This is a genomic window from Streptomyces sp. NRRL S-337, assembly GCF_000720175.1.
GTDB classification, from domain to species: Bacteria; Actinomycetota; Actinomycetes; order Streptomycetales; family Streptomycetaceae; genus Streptomyces; species Streptomyces siderophoricus.
This window is the reverse complement of record NZ_JOIX01000006.1, coordinates 48,485-63,204: the sequence shown is the minus strand read 5'-3', so window position 1 is coordinate 63,204 and position 14,720 is coordinate 48,485. Positions and strand designations below refer to the sequence as shown.

The following is a 14,720-nucleotide window of genomic DNA, read 5'->3' as shown; positions in this document are numbered from 1 at the left end:
GGGCGGGGTCCGAGGAGCGCCAGCAGCTCGGATAGTTGTCGCTTCTACGGTACGCGGGTGGCCGTTCGGCATCGGTGGCCCTGCACGCGGTCGGGCGCGGCGGGTCAGTGCGCGAGCGTGTAGCGGACCAGCCCGCCCATGGGGTGTGGGCTCTGGAGGATGATGACGCCGTCGCGCACGTCGACTGAGCATCCGGCGTACAGCGCATCGCTCATGTCGAGGCGCAGGTGTTCGCCTGTGGACGGGCGCGGGTACTCCCACGTCCTCCCATCGTCGTCACTGGTCTCCTTGCGGTACGTCGCGGTGATGTCGACGTCGGCGACGGGGCTGCTGTCGTAGATGCGGAACCACTCGGCAGGGCGGGACATCGAAGGTGTCCTTTCGTTGGTAGACGCCCCCGGGAGACGGGGGTAGATGGCCGGTAGGCGGCGGGAGATGGGGCGGTAGACGTGCAGGTCAGGCGGCGGTAGACGCCTCGGGAGACGGGTTCGGGGCCTCCGCCGGGGAAGGGGCCAGGAGATCCGCTTTCAGGACCCCGCGGGTGGGCACCTTGTTGAGCTTCAGGAGGGGTTCTACGGGGATGCCCAAGGCCTCCAGACGGAGGCGCAGATCGGTCACCGTCCAGCCCACTCCCTGCCCCTCTTTCTGGAGGTGGGCGAGGACGGTCTTCAGGTGCACCCCGCGGGCATCGCCCATGAGGTCGAGGAGGAGGGTGCGCACGGCCTCGGCGGACTGCTCCCCCGGGGGCTCGGCGGGGGCGTCGTCAGCGTCCTCGGTGGCGGCCTCCGGGGCGTGGTCGCGCCCGGCCCGGTAGGCGGCCCACAGCCACCCAGCGGTGATCACCCACAGCAGGCCGGGCGCGGCCCGGATGGTGCGCACCGCGATCCAGCCGAGGCCCACCACGACGCCGAGCCGGACCCACGAACCGCGGCTGGTCGGTGCTGCCTTGATCCAGGCAGTGATCCGATTCGCTCGACGGCGGGCAACCTCGATCGAGCCGTACCAGAGCCGATCGGCCACGCGGTGGAGGCGGTTCACAGGATGCCCGCCCCTTCGAGGATGGCGCGGCCCTGCTGCCCGGCCGCGTTGATCGCGTCGGGTAGGAATCCGAGCAGGTTGGCCGCGCCAGCCGTGAGGCAGAGCGTCGAACCGACGAACGCCCCGCCGAACATGCGCTTCTTGTCGTGCTTGCCTGCCGACTTCCAGGCGATGACAACGCCCACGGTCATGAGCAGAACCACCGCGCCGCCTTCTGGGGCGAGGTGGCCGAGGTCGCCGCGTGCGAGCGCGCCCCCGCCCTTGGCACCGGTGACGCCGCCAAGCACTTTGTCGCCCGTCCCGTTGCCTACGCCGGCGGAGCATCCGGCGAGCCAGCCGAGCAGTCCGCCAGCGCAGATGGTGGATACCGCCCCGAGGCTGAATCCCTGTCCGAACGGGATGAGCTTCTTGAGGTCGTGACCGGCCTTCCACCAGGGCCACAAATTGGCATAGGCGACGGCGAGGGACAGGGCGAGGCCACCGAGGGAGAGGGAGGTGGAGGTGGTCACGGGCGGACTCCAGTGAGAAGGGTGACGGGGTCGAACCAGCCAATGGCGCCGGTGCCCCCGACCAGGGCGACGATCAGGGCGCCGCGGGTCCACCAGCGGGGGCGGCGGTCGTTGGCGAAGAACGCATCGGCATAGAAGGTGAGGCCGAGGGCGGCGCCAGCGATGAGGTAGGCCGGAAGGATGCCGGCTTCGGTGCGGGCGTCGTGCATCGCCGTGGACCAGGCGCCGACCATGCTCCGCCCGCCGAACCATGGACCGAGTACCACCACGGCGGACACGACCGAGGCCCACGGCCGGATGCGGCGGGTGAGCCAGGACCAGTCCCTGCCCTCCGGCTCGGGCTCCGGGGCGGGGGCTGGCGGCCCGAGCGTGACGTAGACCTCGATCGGGCCGGGTGGGGGTGCCGTGGCCCAGGGCGGTGGCGGGGGCGCCTGAGGCGGGATGACCGGCGGGGGCGGTGGGGCGACCGGGCGCCACGGTGGCGGGTCGAAGGTTCCGTACGGCACGGGCGGCCCGGGCGGCGGTGCGGTGGGCAGCGGCTGGCCGGAGGGGATGACGCGGGTGATGCGTGCGGGCTCGGGCATGACGGGTCCTCAGTGGAGGAGGGCTACGGCGTACGCCGCGGCGAGGGTGAGGTAGAGGGCAAGCCGGTAGCGGCGGCGCAGCCGGGCGGAGGGCTCGCAGCCGGCGCACCGGGTGAGGGCGAGGGCGGAGAACATCGCGGCGAGGAGCCACCAGAGCGTCATGAGGCTTTCGGCTTGTGCCGGTTGAAGAGCCGCACGACGGAGTCCTTGTTGACGTTCGGTCCGTGCACCTTCCGCGCGTAGTCCAGGGCGGCAGCCTTGTCCTGGGCGCCGGCGGCGATGGCTGTCCGGACGGTGTCCGTGAGGGACTGTCCGGCCGGGGCGATCGGGTGAAGGTTGCCGCCTGAGCTGCTGTCCTGCGTGTCCTGGACGGGCGGGACAGGCGCGGGGTTCTGGGCGGGCGGCGACGGCGCGGCGACGGGCGGTAGGACATCGTCCTGCTGCACGGGCGAGGCCGGGACGGCGTGCGAGACAGGGACTGTCCCGCCGTCCTGCTCTGTCCGGGACAGCGGGACAGGGAGCGCGGCGGGGGTGAGGCCGGAGGAGGCTACGAGCGCGTTGTACTTGCCCTGCATCCGCAGCAGTTCACGTTCCTGCCCCGCGAGAGCGAGCTGTGCGCCGTTCCGGCCACGCCTCACCCGCAGCCACGCCTGCGTGCGCTCGGGGAGCGGCACTGCGGTGTGTCGTAGGACCAGCGTCCACATGCCCTTTGCGATGAGGGAGATGACCGCGCCAGCCAGACCGACCCACCGGCCAGCGCCTGGGGTGGTCGCGCCGTGTACGTAGATCACCACCATGGCGATAGCCAGGGCGACGTAGCCGACGCGGCGCGGCACCTTGGCCCGGTCGGGGTCATAGCGCGCGAGCCACTCCAGCGCCTGGCACGCCATCCATGCCGCGTCGAAAGGCAGCGCGGCAGGGTAGGCCACCCACGCAGGCGCGGCCCGGTGGAGGAGCGCCCCGGCGGACACGGTGGACCAGACGACCGACACCCCGTTGAGGACGATCGCGCCGCCCGTCACCGCGTTGAGAACGATGTAGTCCCAGTCGCGCGGGGGGATGGGGATGCGGACGGTGTACTCGTCGGGAATGAGTTCGGTCTGACCGTTCTCGGTGTGGGGCACCTCGCAGGTGCGGGTCTCTTCGCGGTACTTCACGGGTGCTCCCGATCGTTGGTGCGGGCCCGCCGCGCGGGGGCGGCGGGCCGGAGGGTTATCGGGTGGGGGCCTGCTCGTTGCCGTGCGCGCGGGCGGAGGCGAGCAGGTCGCGGGCGGCGCCGCGGGCCTCGGGGCCCGTCACCGGGTCGGTCGAGGCAGCCCGGTCGGCGGCGCACCGTGCGACGGTGGCCGGCTCGGCGATGATCCGGTTCGGGCGCAGCTTGGCGGTGCTCATCGACGCCTCGCTTTCGCGGCCTGCCTCAGGCGCTCGGCGTAGGCGGCGCGGGTGTCGCCGTTGATGCGCAGGTGGTTGAAGACGTGGTGGAGGGCCTTGGTGTCCGCGGCCATCTCGGGCGTGGGTTCGCCGTACGTCTGGTAGGCGTTCCACACGGCCAGTTGTGCGATGAAGGCGAGGCGAGCGGGGGTGAGGATGGCTCGCGGGTAGACGCCGGGGAGCCGGTCGGCGGTGTCGGTGAGCAGCTCGTGGAGCCGCGGGCGGCGGGCGGTCATCGCGCGGCGCCGGTGAGGGCGGGCGCGGTGGCGGCGGCGCGCATGGCGGCGGACAGCTGGGCGCGGGTGGTGCTGGCGGGGAGCGGGCCGAGGGCGGCGAGGGCGGCGTCCACGGTGGTGGCGGCGGCCTGCTCGACCTCGGCGAGCTGGCGGGCGGCGAGGCTGGCGGTACGCACGGCAGCGTCAGCGCGGGTGGCCGCGGCGTCGAGGGTGGTGGGGGTGACTCCGTCGCGCCGGGCGGTGTGCACGATGAAGGCGGCGGTGCGGGCGGCGCGGGCGGCGGTGCGGGCCTGTTCGCGGGCGGGGGCGGTGAAGCGGCGGGCGGTGAGGGTGAGGAGTCCCTCGGCGAACCGGGGGCCGATGACGGCGTCGGGCTGCATGTGGGGGTTGGCGTCGATGACGGCGGCGGCGGTGGTGAGGAGAGCGGCGAGCGGGGCGGTGGTGGCCGGGTGGCCGTGGGTACGATCCATGGCGGATCCACTCCCTGTGACGTGTGGGTGGGTCTGGCCCCGGCCCATTTGGCGTGTGCAGCGCCGGGCCGGGGCCGTTGTGCATCAGCAGCGCAGCTGCTTGCCTATGACTGTAGGGGTCCCCTACGCTCAGGGCAAGCGGCCCGCCGGGAGAAAGGGCCGGGATGAGCGAAGAGGAGGTGCGTCGCGTGTCGGACGCCCTTGATGCGGTCGAACAGATCGCGGACCGGGAGGAGCGGGTCAAGGCTCAGAGTCGGATCATGGCCGAGCAGATCCGCCGCAACAAGTCGTGGTCAGCCGACCGCACTGCCTTGATCCGTGAACTGTGGGACGACGGCGACGGGCTGTCGTACCGGCAGATCGCGGACCGTCTTCAGATCAAGCTCAGCACGGTGCAGGACGTGTTCCGCGGCTACAAGGGGTCGGGGACCGCACGGCCGAAGAAGACAGCGGAGCCGTCCGAGTAAGCGCGTACACGTCGGAGGCCCCGCCCGGGATCGGGTGGGGCCTCCGTCATGTGGTTGCGGTCGGGGTGCGGGGCGCAGCTGGTGGCGGCAGGGTGGGGGTATGCCGCCCGAGCGTCCCCCCGTGGTCGTGCATCCGCCGTCGCCTTCCGGCGGCCGGCGAGTCACGGTGCGCGGGCAGATCGCCGGCTTGGCGTACGGCATCGCGGACCTGCTGGAGTTTCTGCGCCGGGCCGGGCTGGATCCGGACGAGGTACGGCTCGACGACCGGGGCCTGATCGAATGGCGAGGCGCCGGCCCGGACGTATGGGTGTGACACCCTGATCACGTGAGCGCGTCAACCTGCCGCAATAGCTCTACCGGGTCGACGTAGGGAGGCGGGGGGAAGTGGTGCTTCTGCGGGCACATGAGCATGCCCGGTGAGCCCAGAGTGCCGTAGACGGTGAGTCTGGTGGCGGCGCGGCAATGAGGGCACCGAATGCGGAGCGGCCGGCCATCGGGCCCGTCGGCGGTGATGGGGCCGTGAATGGTCACATCGACAGGGTGAGTCATGGTCATCGCGTCTCGCCGCGCTCGCGAAGAACCCGGTACACGTACGACTCGGAAACCCCCAGCACCTGGGCGATCGAGCCGGGGTGCATTCCCTCGCCGGCGTGCTTGGTGATGAGGGCGGGCACGTCGATGCGCTCAGAGATCCGGCGTACGAGGCCGGCGCGCACGATGTCGAGACCGGCGGCGATGGAGGCGGCGACCTCGTCGCGCTTGTAGAGCAGGGGGTACAGGAAGTCGTCGTCCCAAGTGAGGATGCTGATGTCGAATCGCGATGATTCCTGGCCGGTGGTCAAGTCGCCTCCTGAGGCTGATCCAGCACTACTCGTGTACCAAGTACAGTACTGAGTACTGAACCTGGTTCACAGGAGATTTCCGGCCAGACCGAGACCGGTGCTCCAGGCGCGTTGCCACCGGATCAGTAGTCGCCGCCTTTGCGCAGCTCCTGCAGCACCCGCCCGCGATACGTCGGGCAGTACGCCTCCACAGCCATCGCGAGCACCTCATTAGCGTCCGACTTCTCTGTACCCCAGTCCACGCCGATGGGGTACAGCCGGCCTTGGGTGGGATCGAAGAGGTAGTCGACGCTGTGGCCGTCCTTCAGGGCCGCGCACCACTTCGGCGGGTACGCAAGAAGTTCCTTCTGGGTCGGCCCGCTGTCGTCCCAACTGTGGACGGGGTGGTCGACGATCGCACCGAGGAACTTGTCCGATGGGGGCGTAGTCGGCTTGGCCTTGGGCTTGTCCTGGTTGCCGCCGCAGGCGGTCAGTAGCAGGGCGGCGGTGAGGATGCCGACGGCGGCGGTGCTGTGGCGCATGTGATCCCCCCACGGGTGGTTGAGGGGGCAATCATGCGGCGGCCGGGTGGCGGGGTGGGGGACTTGTGATGGAACGGTGACGCGGTTCGGGCGGCGTCGCGCCACACCAGTCCCATCAGCATCAAAATCGTGCATCTTGCCTCTCGCGCGCCGCGATCTGCCTAAGGCTGTGTAGGGCTCGACCGGGCCGACGACCGCTTGGGAGACGCATGCCTAACCGTGACGATGAGCAGCAGCGGGAGCATTACGAGGAATGCCCCGTCTCAATCTTCAAGAGTGGGGAGTGTCGGTGCGGGGCGATCGACTTTGAAGATGAGGCGTATCGCGCCGAGCCAGACGACATGTTCGCGCGGGAGTGGGGCTGTTTCTGACCGACTAGGCCCGGCCGCGCAGCGAAACGGCCCCGCCGTGTGCGGCGGGGCCGGTCGACAGGTGGGGCTGCGGGTCAGAAGCCTCCGCCGGGGAACGTCGGCGTGCGGCGGGCAGGCGCGGCGAGGATGCGCTCGGCAAGGCGCAGCGACTCATAGTCGGTGGCTGCACCAGGGTTAAAGTCCGCGGCGCCCGTGTGGGCGAGGTGCGCACGGGCGTTGAGCACCTCGATCAGGGCGAGGGCGATCTCCGGTGTCAGGAGGGCGGCGAGCGCGGCGGGGTCGTTGGCGCGTACCGCATCATGCAGCTTGTCTGCGGCGGCATTGAGGGTGGCGGCGGGGCTGGGCATGACGTTCTTCTCCCTGGTCGGGTTGTGCCGGGTTAGGCGGCGAGCAGCATGCGGGCGGCGAGCTGGTGGTAGCAGCGGCCGGCCTTGAGGCCGGCCGGGCAGGTGCACGCGGTGGGGGCGGTGCGGTAGGTCTCGGTGCCGTCGGTGGACACGGTGATGAAGGCCACGGAGCGGAGGGGGATGATCGCGCCGTCGGCGATCAACTCGTGGGCGGACGCGATCTGGTGGGGCTTGTAGTCGGTGGTGTCGACGGCAGCAGCACGGATGCGGCGGGCGCAGGTGGGGCCGTAGCCGTTGGCGATGGAGCGGGGGGAGGTGAGGGGGCGGTGACAGCGGAGGCAAGTGCCGGTCTGCTGGGTGTGGTTCATCGGGCGCCCCTTCGGTGATTAACCTTGTGGGTACACAGTAACGGTAACCGTGTACCCACACAAGAGGTGCGGCGAAAGGACCTCCAGATACGACGCCCCGCCGGTCGAGAGACGGTGGGGCGTTCGGACTACGTCGTTCAGTGCGTCGAGGCCCGGGACGCGTGGGTTATCTGCTCACGGATGCGTGACCCGCAGCGCTGGCCGCCGCCCCTTCCGCCGCTCAAGGGTGACGGTGTATCCGCGGGCCTGGAGCCTGGCTGCGTACTGGTGGAGATGCGCCTGCTCGTCGGGCCCGTCGTGCCAGCACCGGACGGTGCGTGGGCTGGCCTGGGTGGCGCGGTGGCCGGGCCGCCAGGCAGTGCCGCGGGTGGAGTCGGGGTGTCCGGCACGGGTGAGGTCGTGGGCGACGTCACATGCTCGGATGCAGCTGGTGGCCATGGGTCTCCTTACGGGGGTCGGTGCTGGGGTGTGCGAAGGCCCCGCCCCTCTTCGTGAGGGGCGGGGCCGGGGCCTTCGTGGTGAATGGTGGGCAGCGGGTCGGATGCCGGGCTGCCTCGTGGTCTGCCCGCCGGTCCGGGGACGGGCGGGCGCTGCTGCGGGGTGGGCTACTGGCCGCGCCAGTAGGCGAGCGCGCCGTTGATGATGTCGCCGTTTGTCTGGCCGGGCTCCTCGCTGAAATCGAACCAGGTCTCGTTGAGCCACCTGGCGAACGGTCGGGCGGACTCCTCGGGCAACTCGCCAGCCTTGATGACGTAATCGCGGATCATGTCGTAGTCGACCGGCTGTACGCCGGGGCGTACGTCCTCGGGTGCGGCGCCCGCTTCGTCGCTGATCTCGGCGAGGGCGTTGGGGTCGAGCGTGGGCATGGTGTCTCCCTGGTGTCGGTGGTGTGGTGAGTACCCCGCCGCGGAGTCGAACCGCCAGGCCCGGCGCTGGGGCGCCGTTCAGGCCGGCCGGTTGCGGGACGGGTGTTCAGGGCTGCGCTCGCCACCCGTGCGACGACTCCCCGTCGCGGCTCACATCGGTGAGCCAACCGCCCGTTTCGTGACTGATCGAAACCATGGTCACGGTGGGATTCCTCTTCATGAACTCTCGGGCGGCGCACTCCGCGTCCTGCGCAGTGGCGAACCGGCCGGGCATCCGACCGTTCTTGCCAGCTTCGTTGACCCAACGTCCGGTGACGCGCATATCTCCTCCTACGGTCTGCCTCATCAGCGGGGGTAGGCCACCTCCCGCGGACGCCCCGGAGGGCGTTTCGGCTCAGCAGTGGTACGAGCACGTGCCGTGTCCCTGTACCTTCATCCGCCTGCACACGCCCCCGCTCTTCGTGGGGGCTCCGCATTGGCGGCGCGGGTCGTGACTTGCGCACACCGGCCGACCAGGCTGGGTCGGGTTGATGCAGCGGTACCCGTTCGACGTGGTGGCCGAGCAGCGGGCGTTCATCGGGCCACCGCATCCCAGATGGCGCGGCCCACGGTGCCCGGCTTGTCGCTGGCGGAGGCGTGTCGCGTGGGACCGGAGGGCAGCCCCAGCGGGCCCCCGGACCAGTAGCTGACGTACGCCTCTGGGATCCAGGACTTCGCCCCCGGGGTCCGGGGGCGGGCCGGGGTAATCGCGCTCACCACGTAGCGCTTGCCCTTGACGGTGACGATCCGGCGCCCCTCGCTGTCCGTCTCCTCCGCCGGCTCCCCGTCGACCTCAGCGGGGGACACGAAGCTCGTGGGGTAGCTGGACACGGCACGGTCCCGGTCGTCGAGCACGGCCACGTACCCGGGCGCGGTGTGGATGTGGGCCACGGTACCCGTGAACGGAGCCCGACCGGGACGCTGGACAACCACCGCTTGGCCCTGCACGAACCCCTCCGGCGTGGGGGCGTCAACCAGCACCAGGCGGACGTTCCGGCCGTCCGTGTACTTGATGTTGGCGTCGGTGCGTGCGGCGGACATTTCGCGGACGTTGCGCTTGCCGCCCATCATCGCGTGGTTGATCTCGGCCAGGCCCTCACCCTTGCTGACGTGGGCGGTGGTGCCGTTCTCGGTGCGCTCGTAGACCTGCAATTCAGCCCCTTTGATCCGCGCTGGCCCGGTGGGCCGAGCGATTAACTTTGTGGGTACACAGTAAGGCTAACCGTGTACCCACACAAGTGGTGACGCGAAAGAAACCGTGTGGGAACATCGAGCCCATGGCCGACCAGGACGAAGAGCACACCTTCACCACCAAATTCCGCATCCCACGCCGCATGTGGGACACATACGGGCGCGTCGTAGGCGACAGGGAGCGCGGCGCCGATCTCCTCGACCACGTCCGCGCGACGATCAAAGAGCGCGGCACCGAGCGGGACCTCGCCGACCTCGCCGCGGCCGAGGAGGAACTCGCCACGCGCCGGGCCCGTAAGGGCGGCCGGCCGCCCCGCCGCACCGCGGGCTAGGCCACCGACGCCCCGCCGACCGAGGACTGACGGGGCGTCTGAACTGCATCAGATCCGGGAGTAGCAACCGCCCTCAGCTGGGTGTTGGTGCGCGAGGCAGCGGGCGCATTCGCCGCACGCCATGCAGTCCCCGCCGGGCGGGCACGGCGTGGGGTGCTGGTCGGCGGCTGAGCCGTCGAGGATGGCCAGTACGGCGCTGGCGGCGGGGTTGGGTTCGCCGGGGCGCATCGCGGTCTGCCATTGCGCCGTCAGGGCGCGCACGCGGGCGAGGGCGGCCTCGGCTTCCTCGGCGCGGCGGTGGACCTGGACGACGTGCTCGCGCAGGATGAGGCGCTCCTCGTATAGCATCGCGCCGCGGAGCAGCCGGGCGAGCAACACGCCGAGGGCGTCGTCCTGACCGGTGTCTGGGGCCCTGTCCTGCTGTCCCTGCTCGTTGACCTGCGGTGTCTCGGGTGTCCGGGACTGTCCGGGCGGCGGGGTGCCCGGTGTCCTGGTGGTGTCCGGGACTGTCCGGACGGTGTCCTGCTGCACGGCATCGGTTAGGCATCCGCACCGGAGACCGCCTGCATGACGGGGCGGGTCCGCCGGCACGGGCCGGAGGTTGGGGCAGGTGTCGGGGAACCCTCCGCAGGGCGTTGGGGTGGCGTGGACGGTGCTCTGATGCGCGGCACCGAGGATCGTGGCGGGGTCCATCGGCGGGGGCGTCAGGGCGCAGCGGTAGGTATACGTGTGGCCCTCGGCGCACGCCGGGCCGCACTCGGCGGGGTGTCCGTGGCAGATGAACGGGATCGCGAGATCGTCGGGGCAGCGGGGGCAATCCTCGGCGAGGCCGCCGGCCGGGATCGGGCCGGTGTTGGGCTCGGGGCCGTCCCAGACGATGCGGGTGGCGCCTCCGTGGCCGTGCACGTGCTCGGCGTCGGCGACGCTGTTCCACGAGACGGTGGAGGGCCGAGCGCCGCGCCAGCGGATGGACACGGTCCCATCCGGCCAGCACACGCCGTCGGCGACTATGGCGGTGCCGCTGACGCCGGAGATGTCGCGGTCACGGTGGAGGGCGAACAGGCGGGGGTTGGTCATGAGGTGCTCCGGGTTCGGGGCCCGGCCGCGGTCGGCGGCCGGGCGGGGCGGGTCAGGACGTGGGGTGGCTGACGGCAGCGCGGTCGAGTGCACGCTGTTCGTCCTCGGCGGCGAGCGCAGCGCGGAAGTACGGGTCCGCCATGTCGTTGCCGGCCTCGGCGAGGGCGGCGTCGGTCTCGTATTCGGCGGCGATCGTCTCGCTGGAGAATCCGCAGGCGTTCAGGGGACGCTCAGGCATCGGGGTTCCCTTCGGCACCCGGCCGCGCGCGCGGCCGGGCAGGTCGGTTCAGGGGGTGTCGGTCGGCCGCTCGGCCGGGGCGATCAGACGCAGCTGCGAGGGGTCGTGCTCGTCGTCGTGCACCCGGTAGCCGTCGGGCCCGATCCAGTGCGGTTCGGCGTCGCGGGATGCGACGCGGAGCAGGTTGCGGCGGCCGTCCCAAACGACGTCACCGGGCTGAAAGCCGGGCTTGAGGACCTCCACCAGGACGTCACTGCGGTGGCAGGTGATGTGCGTGCCGGTGGCGAGGGTTATCTCGCCGGCCTGCGCGGACTGGACGATGCCCTCGACGGTGATGCGGACGTGGGCGCCGGGGGTAGTGGGCTGCATCGGGGTGGATCTCCTTGGGCCGGCCGGTGAGGCGGTGGCGGTCGGGTGGGGTGACGGTGGTGCTGGTCGTGAGGCATATGAGGGCGACCAGCAGCACGTCGAGGGCGGCGGACATCAGTCGTGGTTCTCGGCGTTGACGGTGCGGATCACGAGCGCCGGGGCCCGGCCGGGCCGCGGGTCGTGGCGGTGCCGCCATGCGTGGACAGTGGCGGCCGGCCGGACGACCGCATGCATGGCCAGCACGGCGAGTTGCCCGCGGCGCGTGCGGGTCCACCGGCCGCCGAAGGTGAGGCGGCGCCAGACCCAGGTGTCGAGCCGGTCCCAGGGGCGGAGGCGGCCGAGGGCGTAGCCGGCGGCCAGCGCGGCGGCGAGGAGGAGTTCAGGCACCGTCGGTCTCCTTGGTGGCAAGCGGGGTGAGCAGGGCAGCGGCCGCGGCGGGCCAGTGGTCGGGGCCCGGGACGTCGACCACCGGCCGGCGGCGCCGCGGCTGCCACTCCGGCTCGCACACCGCGGGCACCGGCTCGACGAACAGCGGCTGCTGCCCCGCCTGCTCCAGCGCCGCGCGGCGGGTCGCGGCGGCGGTCTGCCGGTGGTGGTCCTGGTCGTAGTGGAGGTGGCAGCCCTGGCACATGGCCCGCAGGTTGGCCGGGTCGCAGTGCTCCGGGGTGTGGTCGAGGTGCGCCACGGTCAACACCACCGTGCTGCCGGTGCCGTACGCCGGGCGGGCGTTGCGGTTCGGGCACCGGCCGTGGTGCGTGCCGCGCCCGCACTCGCCGAGGCACTCGCACTGGCCGCCGGCCCGGCCGGTGCGGATGGACAGGCTGATCTCGGGCCAGTCGGCCGGGTAGCGGCGGCGGTTCTCAGGACGGATCGGCATCGCCGGCCACCTCCCGGCACCCCGCGTCGTGTCCGCGTCCGACGGTCAGCCACCAGGTCTCGCAGCACGCCTGCAGCAACGGCGCGCACTCAGCCGGCCTCCGGGGGCGTGCGGCCCCCTCCGCCCGTATGGCGGCCGAACGCGACTCGCGACACCCCGAGCCCCACGCGTACCGCAGAACGGCGCCTACGGCCGCGCCGAACGCGCTCACGCCGCCGCCGGACGCGCACGCCGGGTCTTCCGCCCCGCCTCCGACGCGGCACCCTGACCCGCCCGGCACGCCTCGCACGGCTCCTCGCCCAACTGGTGGTGCAGGCTGAACCCGTAGAACGAGCCGCCCTGGGCATGCTCCTTGTCGAGGCGCTCCCGGAGGCTGTCCTCGGCCCGCGAGGCGTGCGCCCGAGCGCAGGTGTCGCACTTCTCCTTCAGCGCCCGGTGTCGCTTGAGGGTGGACTCGGTACCGCACGGTTCGCGGACGATGCCGCGGTGGTCGATCCAGCTTCCGTCCTTGTGCGTCAGTTGCCACCGCTCGGTGGGGTCGAGGCCGCCCCAGACGCCGTATCGCTCGTCGTTGGCGATGGCGGTGTCGAGGCAGGCGTTGCGGACGCGGACGGGGCAGCTGGCGCAGTCGGCCTTGGCTTCGTCGTAGCGACGGGGGTTGTGGAAGGTCTCGCCCTTCTTCTGGCAGGGGAGTTGGGTCATGGGTTCGTCCTCGGTGTGGTGGTTGGGCTGGTGTGGGGTTGTTGCGGGGTGCTCCCCCTCTCCCCCCGTAGGGGGGAGGGGGAGCGTGAAGCGGCGCGTGAAGCGAGCGTGAAGCTGTGACCTGCGGGTTTCTTGATCGCGTGAAGCTGCGTGAAGCTGAGCGTGAAGCGGTGCGTGAAGCGGGGGTGCGTGAAGCGGCGTGAAGTGTGGCGTGAAGCTGTGACCTGGGCGTTTCTTGATCGTCGTGAAGTGCGTGAAGCGTTCGTGAAGCGGAATTTCCTTGATCAACGTGAAGCGCGTGAAGCGGAGCGTGAAGCTGTTTTGCTCCTTACATCTGGTCGCCATCGGGCAACTCCCCCTGCTCGTCGAACGCCGCGAAGTAGGCGACCGGGGCGGTGCGGGACGGACCGGTCTTGCGGGCGACGGCGAGGCCCTTCTCGACGTACTGATCGAGGCGACGCCGGGCCTTCTCGATCTCCGAAGTGGTGGGCTTGGCGGTCGGGTTGGGGTAGAGGTTCACGGCCAGCGCGGCCGGGCTGACCCCGGCCGAACCGGCAGCGCGCAGCAGGCCGAGGATGTCGACCTGGTGCCAGACCTCGGTACGGCCGCGAGGGTGGTCGTGCTTGAGCTTCCAGGGGCCGCACTCCCCGGCGGGCTGCTTGAGGTGGCGCATGCTGACGATCGGTTCACCGGCGGCACCGAAGAGGCTGACGACGGACCCGGCACCGGCGGTGATCCAGGTGGAGCCGTACAACTCATCGAGGCTGGTGGGTTCTTTGCCGGAGTCCTTGCCGCTGCCCTGCTTGCGGTGGTGGTGGAGTCCTATGACCTCGATGCCCTCGGCCAGGGTGCGTTGGATCGCCCCGTTGATCGCCTGCCCGCCTTCCTCCGAGGCGAGTTCGCCGGCCATGTCCTTGAGGGAGTCGAGGCACACGGCGTCGGCGCCCGCGGCCTGGCAGAGGCGGAGGAGGATGCCGGGGTCCTTGATGAAGTCGGCGGGCGGCGGCCCGACCCAGAAGGTGAGGTGTTCGTCGAGGGCCGCGCGGTCCTCCGGCTCGACCATGCGGGCCATCGAGCGGGCGGCCTGCTGCGGCCGGTCGCAGGCGAGGTACAGGAACCGCTTGACGCGGCGGACCGGCATGCCGAGGACGGCGCCGGAGTGGAGTCCGATGCTGGCAAGGACGACCTGTTGCGCCAGGGTGGTCTTGCCGACACCGGCGGGGCCGGCGATGAGGAGTGCTTCGTTCTCCGCCCAGATGACTTGCTCGCCGTCGCCCCACAGGGCGGGCACGGTGTCGGGCCGGTCGAGGATGAAGGACCCGCCGGGGGTGAGGCGGGCGCCGAACGGGTCGTTGGTGGCGTGGCGTTGCTGGAGGAACCCGGCGATCTGCTCGTCGAGGGTGTCGGGGGCGGTGCGGTCCATGACGCCGGAGCGCAGGCGGATCGCGAAGGAGTCGATGCGGCGCCACCGTGCGGCCTCACGCACTTCTTCGGCGAACGATGCGGCCATGGGCGCGGTGATGGTGACGCTGCCGAGACGCTCGATGAGCGCGCCGCCTTCGACCTCGCGGAGCCGGCCGAGCCTGCTGATCTCGGCTTTGATGTGGACGGGGTGGAGCTGCTTGCCCTCGGCGACCAGGCCGCCGACGACATCCCAGATGATCTGGTGTCCCGGGACGTAGATGTCGTCTCGGGTGATGACTTCGGCGCAGTCGTTGTACGCCTCGGCGGAGTGCATGATGACGCCGGTCAGGAGTTCCTCGGCCTCGATGGCGTTGGGGGGCGTGCGGTCGTCCACCGGGGCCGGGGTGGGGCGGGGGATCTGGTGGACGTTCTCCACGGGCG

General features: G+C 71.2%; 26 protein-coding genes and 1 other RNA gene. 3 read left to right on the top strand and 24 right to left on the bottom strand.

All coding sequences use genetic code 11. The annotated features are described in order from the left end of the window. Positions 1-104: 104 nt before the first annotated feature. From IG62_RS0107470 to IG62_RS43110, 9 genes are all read right to left on the bottom strand, one after another. Positions 105-368 (bottom strand): hypothetical protein, encoded by a 264-nt coding sequence (locus IG62_RS0107470; RefSeq protein WP_030798951.1) that lies wholly within the window; start codon positions 366-368, stop codon positions 105-107. 88 nt (positions 369-456) lie between these two features. Further along, a complete protein-coding gene (locus IG62_RS0107465) occupies positions 457-1,020 on the bottom strand; it encodes a hypothetical protein (RefSeq protein WP_158794999.1) in 564 nt (187 codons plus the stop codon). 14 nt (positions 1,021-1,034) lie between these two features. Then, positions 1,035-1,547 carry a hypothetical protein gene (locus IG62_RS0107460; RefSeq protein ID WP_030798943.1) on the bottom strand — a complete coding sequence of 171 codons (513 nt, stop codon included), beginning with the start codon at positions 1,545-1,547 and terminating at the stop codon, positions 1,035-1,037. Beyond that, positions 1,544-2,131, bottom strand: a complete 588-nt coding sequence (locus tag IG62_RS0107455; protein ID WP_030798942.1) for a hypothetical protein — start codon at positions 2,129-2,131, stop codon at positions 1,544-1,546. The genes IG62_RS0107460 and IG62_RS0107455 overlap by 4 nt, the downstream gene beginning before the upstream one ends. Positions 2,132-2,140: 9 nt before the next feature. Continuing rightward, positions 2,141-2,293: a hypothetical protein gene (locus IG62_RS47075; RefSeq protein WP_158794998.1), complete on the bottom strand. Its 153-nt coding sequence runs from the start codon at positions 2,291-2,293 to the stop codon at positions 2,141-2,143. Continuing rightward, positions 2,290-3,288 (bottom strand): hypothetical protein, encoded by a 999-nt coding sequence (locus IG62_RS43115; RefSeq protein WP_051797711.1) that lies wholly within the window; start codon positions 3,286-3,288, stop codon positions 2,290-2,292. Before IG62_RS43115 ends, IG62_RS47075 begins: the two co-directional genes overlap by 4 nt. A 55-nt stretch (positions 3,289-3,343) precedes the next feature. Further along, a complete protein-coding gene (locus tag IG62_RS0107440) occupies positions 3,344-3,523 on the bottom strand; it encodes a hypothetical protein (RefSeq protein ID WP_030798940.1) in 180 nt (59 codons plus the stop codon). Continuing rightward, positions 3,520-3,798: a hypothetical protein gene (locus IG62_RS0107435; RefSeq protein ID WP_030798938.1), complete on the bottom strand. Its 279-nt coding sequence runs from the start codon at positions 3,796-3,798 to the stop codon at positions 3,520-3,522. Before IG62_RS0107435 ends, IG62_RS0107440 begins: the two co-directional genes overlap by 4 nt. Continuing rightward, the gene (locus tag IG62_RS43110; RefSeq protein ID WP_030798936.1) at positions 3,795-4,268 is read right to left on the bottom strand and encodes a hypothetical protein; all 474 of its coding nucleotides are present in this window, start codon (positions 4,266-4,268) and stop codon (positions 3,795-3,797) included. The genes IG62_RS0107435 and IG62_RS43110 overlap by 4 nt, the downstream gene beginning before the upstream one ends. 164 nt (positions 4,269-4,432) lie before the next feature. Here IG62_RS43110 and IG62_RS0107425 point away from each other — a divergent pair, with 164 nt between their 5' ends. Together IG62_RS0107425 and IG62_RS0107420 are read left to right on the top strand one after the other, a co-directional pair. Further along, a complete protein-coding gene (locus tag IG62_RS0107425; protein WP_030798934.1) occupies positions 4,433-4,735 on the top strand; it encodes a helix-turn-helix domain-containing protein in 303 nt (100 codons plus the stop codon). A 100-nt stretch (positions 4,736-4,835) separates the two neighbouring features. Continuing rightward, a complete protein-coding gene (locus IG62_RS0107420) occupies positions 4,836-5,048 on the top strand; it encodes a hypothetical protein (protein ID WP_030798931.1) in 213 nt (70 codons plus the stop codon). A gap of 238 nt (positions 5,049-5,286) precedes the next feature. On the opposite strand, the gene IG62_RS0107410 is transcribed toward IG62_RS0107420, so the two are convergent. The 8 genes from IG62_RS0107410 to IG62_RS47710 form a co-directional block, all read right to left on the bottom strand. Continuing rightward, positions 5,287-5,577 (bottom strand): hypothetical protein, encoded by a 291-nt coding sequence (locus tag IG62_RS0107410; protein ID WP_030798926.1) that lies wholly within the window; start codon positions 5,575-5,577, stop codon positions 5,287-5,289. A 122-nt stretch (positions 5,578-5,699) separates the two neighbouring features. Next, a complete protein-coding gene (locus IG62_RS0107405) occupies positions 5,700-6,098 on the bottom strand; it encodes a hypothetical protein (RefSeq protein ID WP_030798924.1) in 399 nt (132 codons plus the stop codon). Between the two features lie 445 nt (positions 6,099-6,543). Continuing rightward, positions 6,544-6,816 carry a hypothetical protein gene (locus tag IG62_RS0107395; protein ID WP_030798923.1) on the bottom strand — a complete coding sequence of 91 codons (273 nt, stop codon included), beginning with the start codon at positions 6,814-6,816 and terminating at the stop codon, positions 6,544-6,546. A gap of 32 nt (positions 6,817-6,848) precedes the next feature. Beyond that, complete coding sequence (locus tag IG62_RS0107390; protein ID WP_030798922.1) at positions 6,849-7,184, bottom strand: DUF6011 domain-containing protein; 336 nt, start codon at positions 7,182-7,184, stop codon at positions 6,849-6,851. 174 nt (positions 7,185-7,358) lie between these two features. Beyond that, positions 7,359-7,622 carry a hypothetical protein gene (locus tag IG62_RS0107385; RefSeq protein ID WP_051797707.1) on the bottom strand — a complete coding sequence of 88 codons (264 nt, stop codon included), beginning with the start codon at positions 7,620-7,622 and terminating at the stop codon, positions 7,359-7,361. A 167-nt stretch (positions 7,623-7,789) separates the two neighbouring features. Then, positions 7,790-8,050 (bottom strand): hypothetical protein, encoded by a 261-nt coding sequence (locus tag IG62_RS0107380; RefSeq protein ID WP_030798918.1) that lies wholly within the window; start codon positions 8,048-8,050, stop codon positions 7,790-7,792. A 331-nt stretch (positions 8,051-8,381) separates the two neighbouring features. After that, an RNA gene (locus tag IG62_RS43700) (hammerhead ribozyme type II) lies at positions 8,382-8,445 on the bottom strand. 178 nt (positions 8,446-8,623) lie between these two features. After that, complete coding sequence (locus tag IG62_RS47710) at positions 8,624-9,241, bottom strand: hypothetical protein (protein ID WP_199812427.1); 618 nt, start codon at positions 9,239-9,241, stop codon at positions 8,624-8,626. Between the two features lie 125 nt (positions 9,242-9,366). On the opposite strand from IG62_RS47710, the gene IG62_RS0107360 reads away from it, so the two are divergent. Then, entirely contained in the window at positions 9,367-9,612 is a 246-nt protein-coding gene (locus IG62_RS0107360) for a hypothetical protein (protein WP_030798906.1), read from the top strand. 48 nt (positions 9,613-9,660) lie between these two features. On the opposite strand, the gene IG62_RS48370 is transcribed toward IG62_RS0107360, so the two are convergent. From IG62_RS48370 to IG62_RS0107325, 7 genes are all read right to left on the bottom strand, one after another. Next, positions 9,661-10,689, bottom strand: a complete 1,029-nt coding sequence (locus IG62_RS48370) for a hypothetical protein (protein ID WP_063755337.1) — start codon at positions 10,687-10,689, stop codon at positions 9,661-9,663. Between the two features lie 52 nt (positions 10,690-10,741). Beyond that, positions 10,742-10,927, bottom strand: a complete 186-nt coding sequence (locus IG62_RS0107350) for a hypothetical protein (RefSeq protein WP_030798902.1) — start codon at positions 10,925-10,927, stop codon at positions 10,742-10,744. Positions 10,928-10,975: 48 nt separating this feature from the next. Continuing rightward, a complete protein-coding gene (locus IG62_RS0107345) occupies positions 10,976-11,296 on the bottom strand; it encodes a hypothetical protein (RefSeq protein ID WP_030798900.1) in 321 nt (106 codons plus the stop codon). A gap of 114 nt (positions 11,297-11,410) precedes the next feature. After that, complete coding sequence (locus IG62_RS0107340) at positions 11,411-11,683, bottom strand: hypothetical protein (RefSeq protein ID WP_030798899.1); 273 nt, start codon at positions 11,681-11,683, stop codon at positions 11,411-11,413. Beyond that, positions 11,676-12,173 carry a hypothetical protein gene (locus tag IG62_RS0107335; RefSeq protein WP_234326323.1) on the bottom strand — a complete coding sequence of 166 codons (498 nt, stop codon included), beginning with the start codon at positions 12,171-12,173 and terminating at the stop codon, positions 11,676-11,678. The genes IG62_RS0107340 and IG62_RS0107335 overlap by 8 nt, the downstream gene beginning before the upstream one ends. A gap of 207 nt (positions 12,174-12,380) precedes the next feature. Further along, the gene (locus IG62_RS49795; RefSeq protein WP_037837933.1) at positions 12,381-12,875 is read right to left on the bottom strand and encodes a WhiB family transcriptional regulator; all 495 of its coding nucleotides are present in this window, start codon (positions 12,873-12,875) and stop codon (positions 12,381-12,383) included. Between the two features lie 328 nt (positions 12,876-13,203). Continuing rightward, positions 13,204-14,715: a DnaB-like helicase N-terminal domain-containing protein gene (locus IG62_RS0107325; RefSeq protein ID WP_051797706.1), complete on the bottom strand. Its 1,512-nt coding sequence runs from the start codon at positions 14,713-14,715 to the stop codon at positions 13,204-13,206. Between the last annotated feature and the right edge of the window lie 5 nt (positions 14,716-14,720).

What these genes read in the sequence shown, in the direction of transcription:
- IG62_RS0107470 (WP_030798951.1), bottom strand. Translation starts at nt 368, where the DNA reads ATGTCCCGCCCTGCCGAGTGGTTCCGCATCTACGACAGCAGCCCCGTC.
- IG62_RS0107455 (WP_030798942.1), bottom strand. Translation starts at nt 2,131, where the DNA reads ATGCCCGAGCCCGCACGCATCACCCGCGTCATCCCCTCCGGCCAGCCG.
- IG62_RS47075 (WP_158794998.1), bottom strand. Translation starts at nt 2,293, where the DNA reads ATGACGCTCTGGTGGCTCCTCGCCGCGATGTTCTCCGCCCTCGCCCTC.
- IG62_RS0107440 (WP_030798940.1), bottom strand. Translation starts at nt 3,523, where the DNA reads ATGAGCACCGCCAAGCTGCGCCCGAACCGGATCATCGCCGAGCCGGCC.
- IG62_RS0107435 (WP_030798938.1), bottom strand. Translation starts at nt 3,798, where the DNA reads ATGACCGCCCGCCGCCCGCGGCTCCACGAGCTGCTCACCGACACCGCC.
- IG62_RS43110 (WP_030798936.1), bottom strand. Translation starts at nt 4,268, where the DNA reads ATGGATCGTACCCACGGCCACCCGGCCACCACCGCCCCGCTCGCCGCT.
- IG62_RS0107425 (WP_030798934.1), top strand. Translation starts at nt 4,433, where the DNA reads ATGAGCGAAGAGGAGGTGCGTCGCGTGTCGGACGCCCTTGATGCGGTC.
- IG62_RS0107420 (WP_030798931.1), top strand. Translation starts at nt 4,836, where the DNA reads ATGCCGCCCGAGCGTCCCCCCGTGGTCGTGCATCCGCCGTCGCCTTCC.
- IG62_RS0107405 (WP_030798924.1), bottom strand. Translation starts at nt 6,098, where the DNA reads ATGCGCCACAGCACCGCCGCCGTCGGCATCCTCACCGCCGCCCTGCTA.
- IG62_RS0107395 (WP_030798923.1), bottom strand. Translation starts at nt 6,816, where the DNA reads ATGCCCAGCCCCGCCGCCACCCTCAATGCCGCCGCAGACAAGCTGCAT.
- IG62_RS0107390 (WP_030798922.1), bottom strand. Translation starts at nt 7,184, where the DNA reads ATGAACCACACCCAGCAGACCGGCACTTGCCTCCGCTGTCACCGCCCC.
- IG62_RS0107385 (WP_051797707.1), bottom strand. Translation starts at nt 7,622, where the DNA reads ATGGCCACCAGCTGCATCCGAGCATGTGACGTCGCCCACGACCTCACC.
- IG62_RS0107380 (WP_030798918.1), bottom strand. Translation starts at nt 8,050, where the DNA reads ATGCCCACGCTCGACCCCAACGCCCTCGCCGAGATCAGCGACGAAGCG.
- IG62_RS0107360 (WP_030798906.1), top strand. Translation starts at nt 9,367, where the DNA reads ATGGCCGACCAGGACGAAGAGCACACCTTCACCACCAAATTCCGCATC.
- IG62_RS48370 (WP_063755337.1), bottom strand. Translation starts at nt 10,689, where the DNA reads ATGACCAACCCCCGCCTGTTCGCCCTCCACCGTGACCGCGACATCTCC.
- IG62_RS0107350 (WP_030798902.1), bottom strand. Translation starts at nt 10,927, where the DNA reads ATGCCTGAGCGTCCCCTGAACGCCTGCGGATTCTCCAGCGAGACGATC.
- IG62_RS0107345 (WP_030798900.1), bottom strand. Translation starts at nt 11,296, where the DNA reads ATGCAGCCCACTACCCCCGGCGCCCACGTCCGCATCACCGTCGAGGGC.
- IG62_RS0107335 (WP_234326323.1), bottom strand. Translation starts at nt 12,173, where the DNA reads ATGCCGATCCGTCCTGAGAACCGCCGCCGCTACCCGGCCGACTGGCCC.
- IG62_RS49795 (WP_037837933.1), bottom strand. Translation starts at nt 12,875, where the DNA reads ATGACCCAACTCCCCTGCCAGAAGAAGGGCGAGACCTTCCACAACCCC.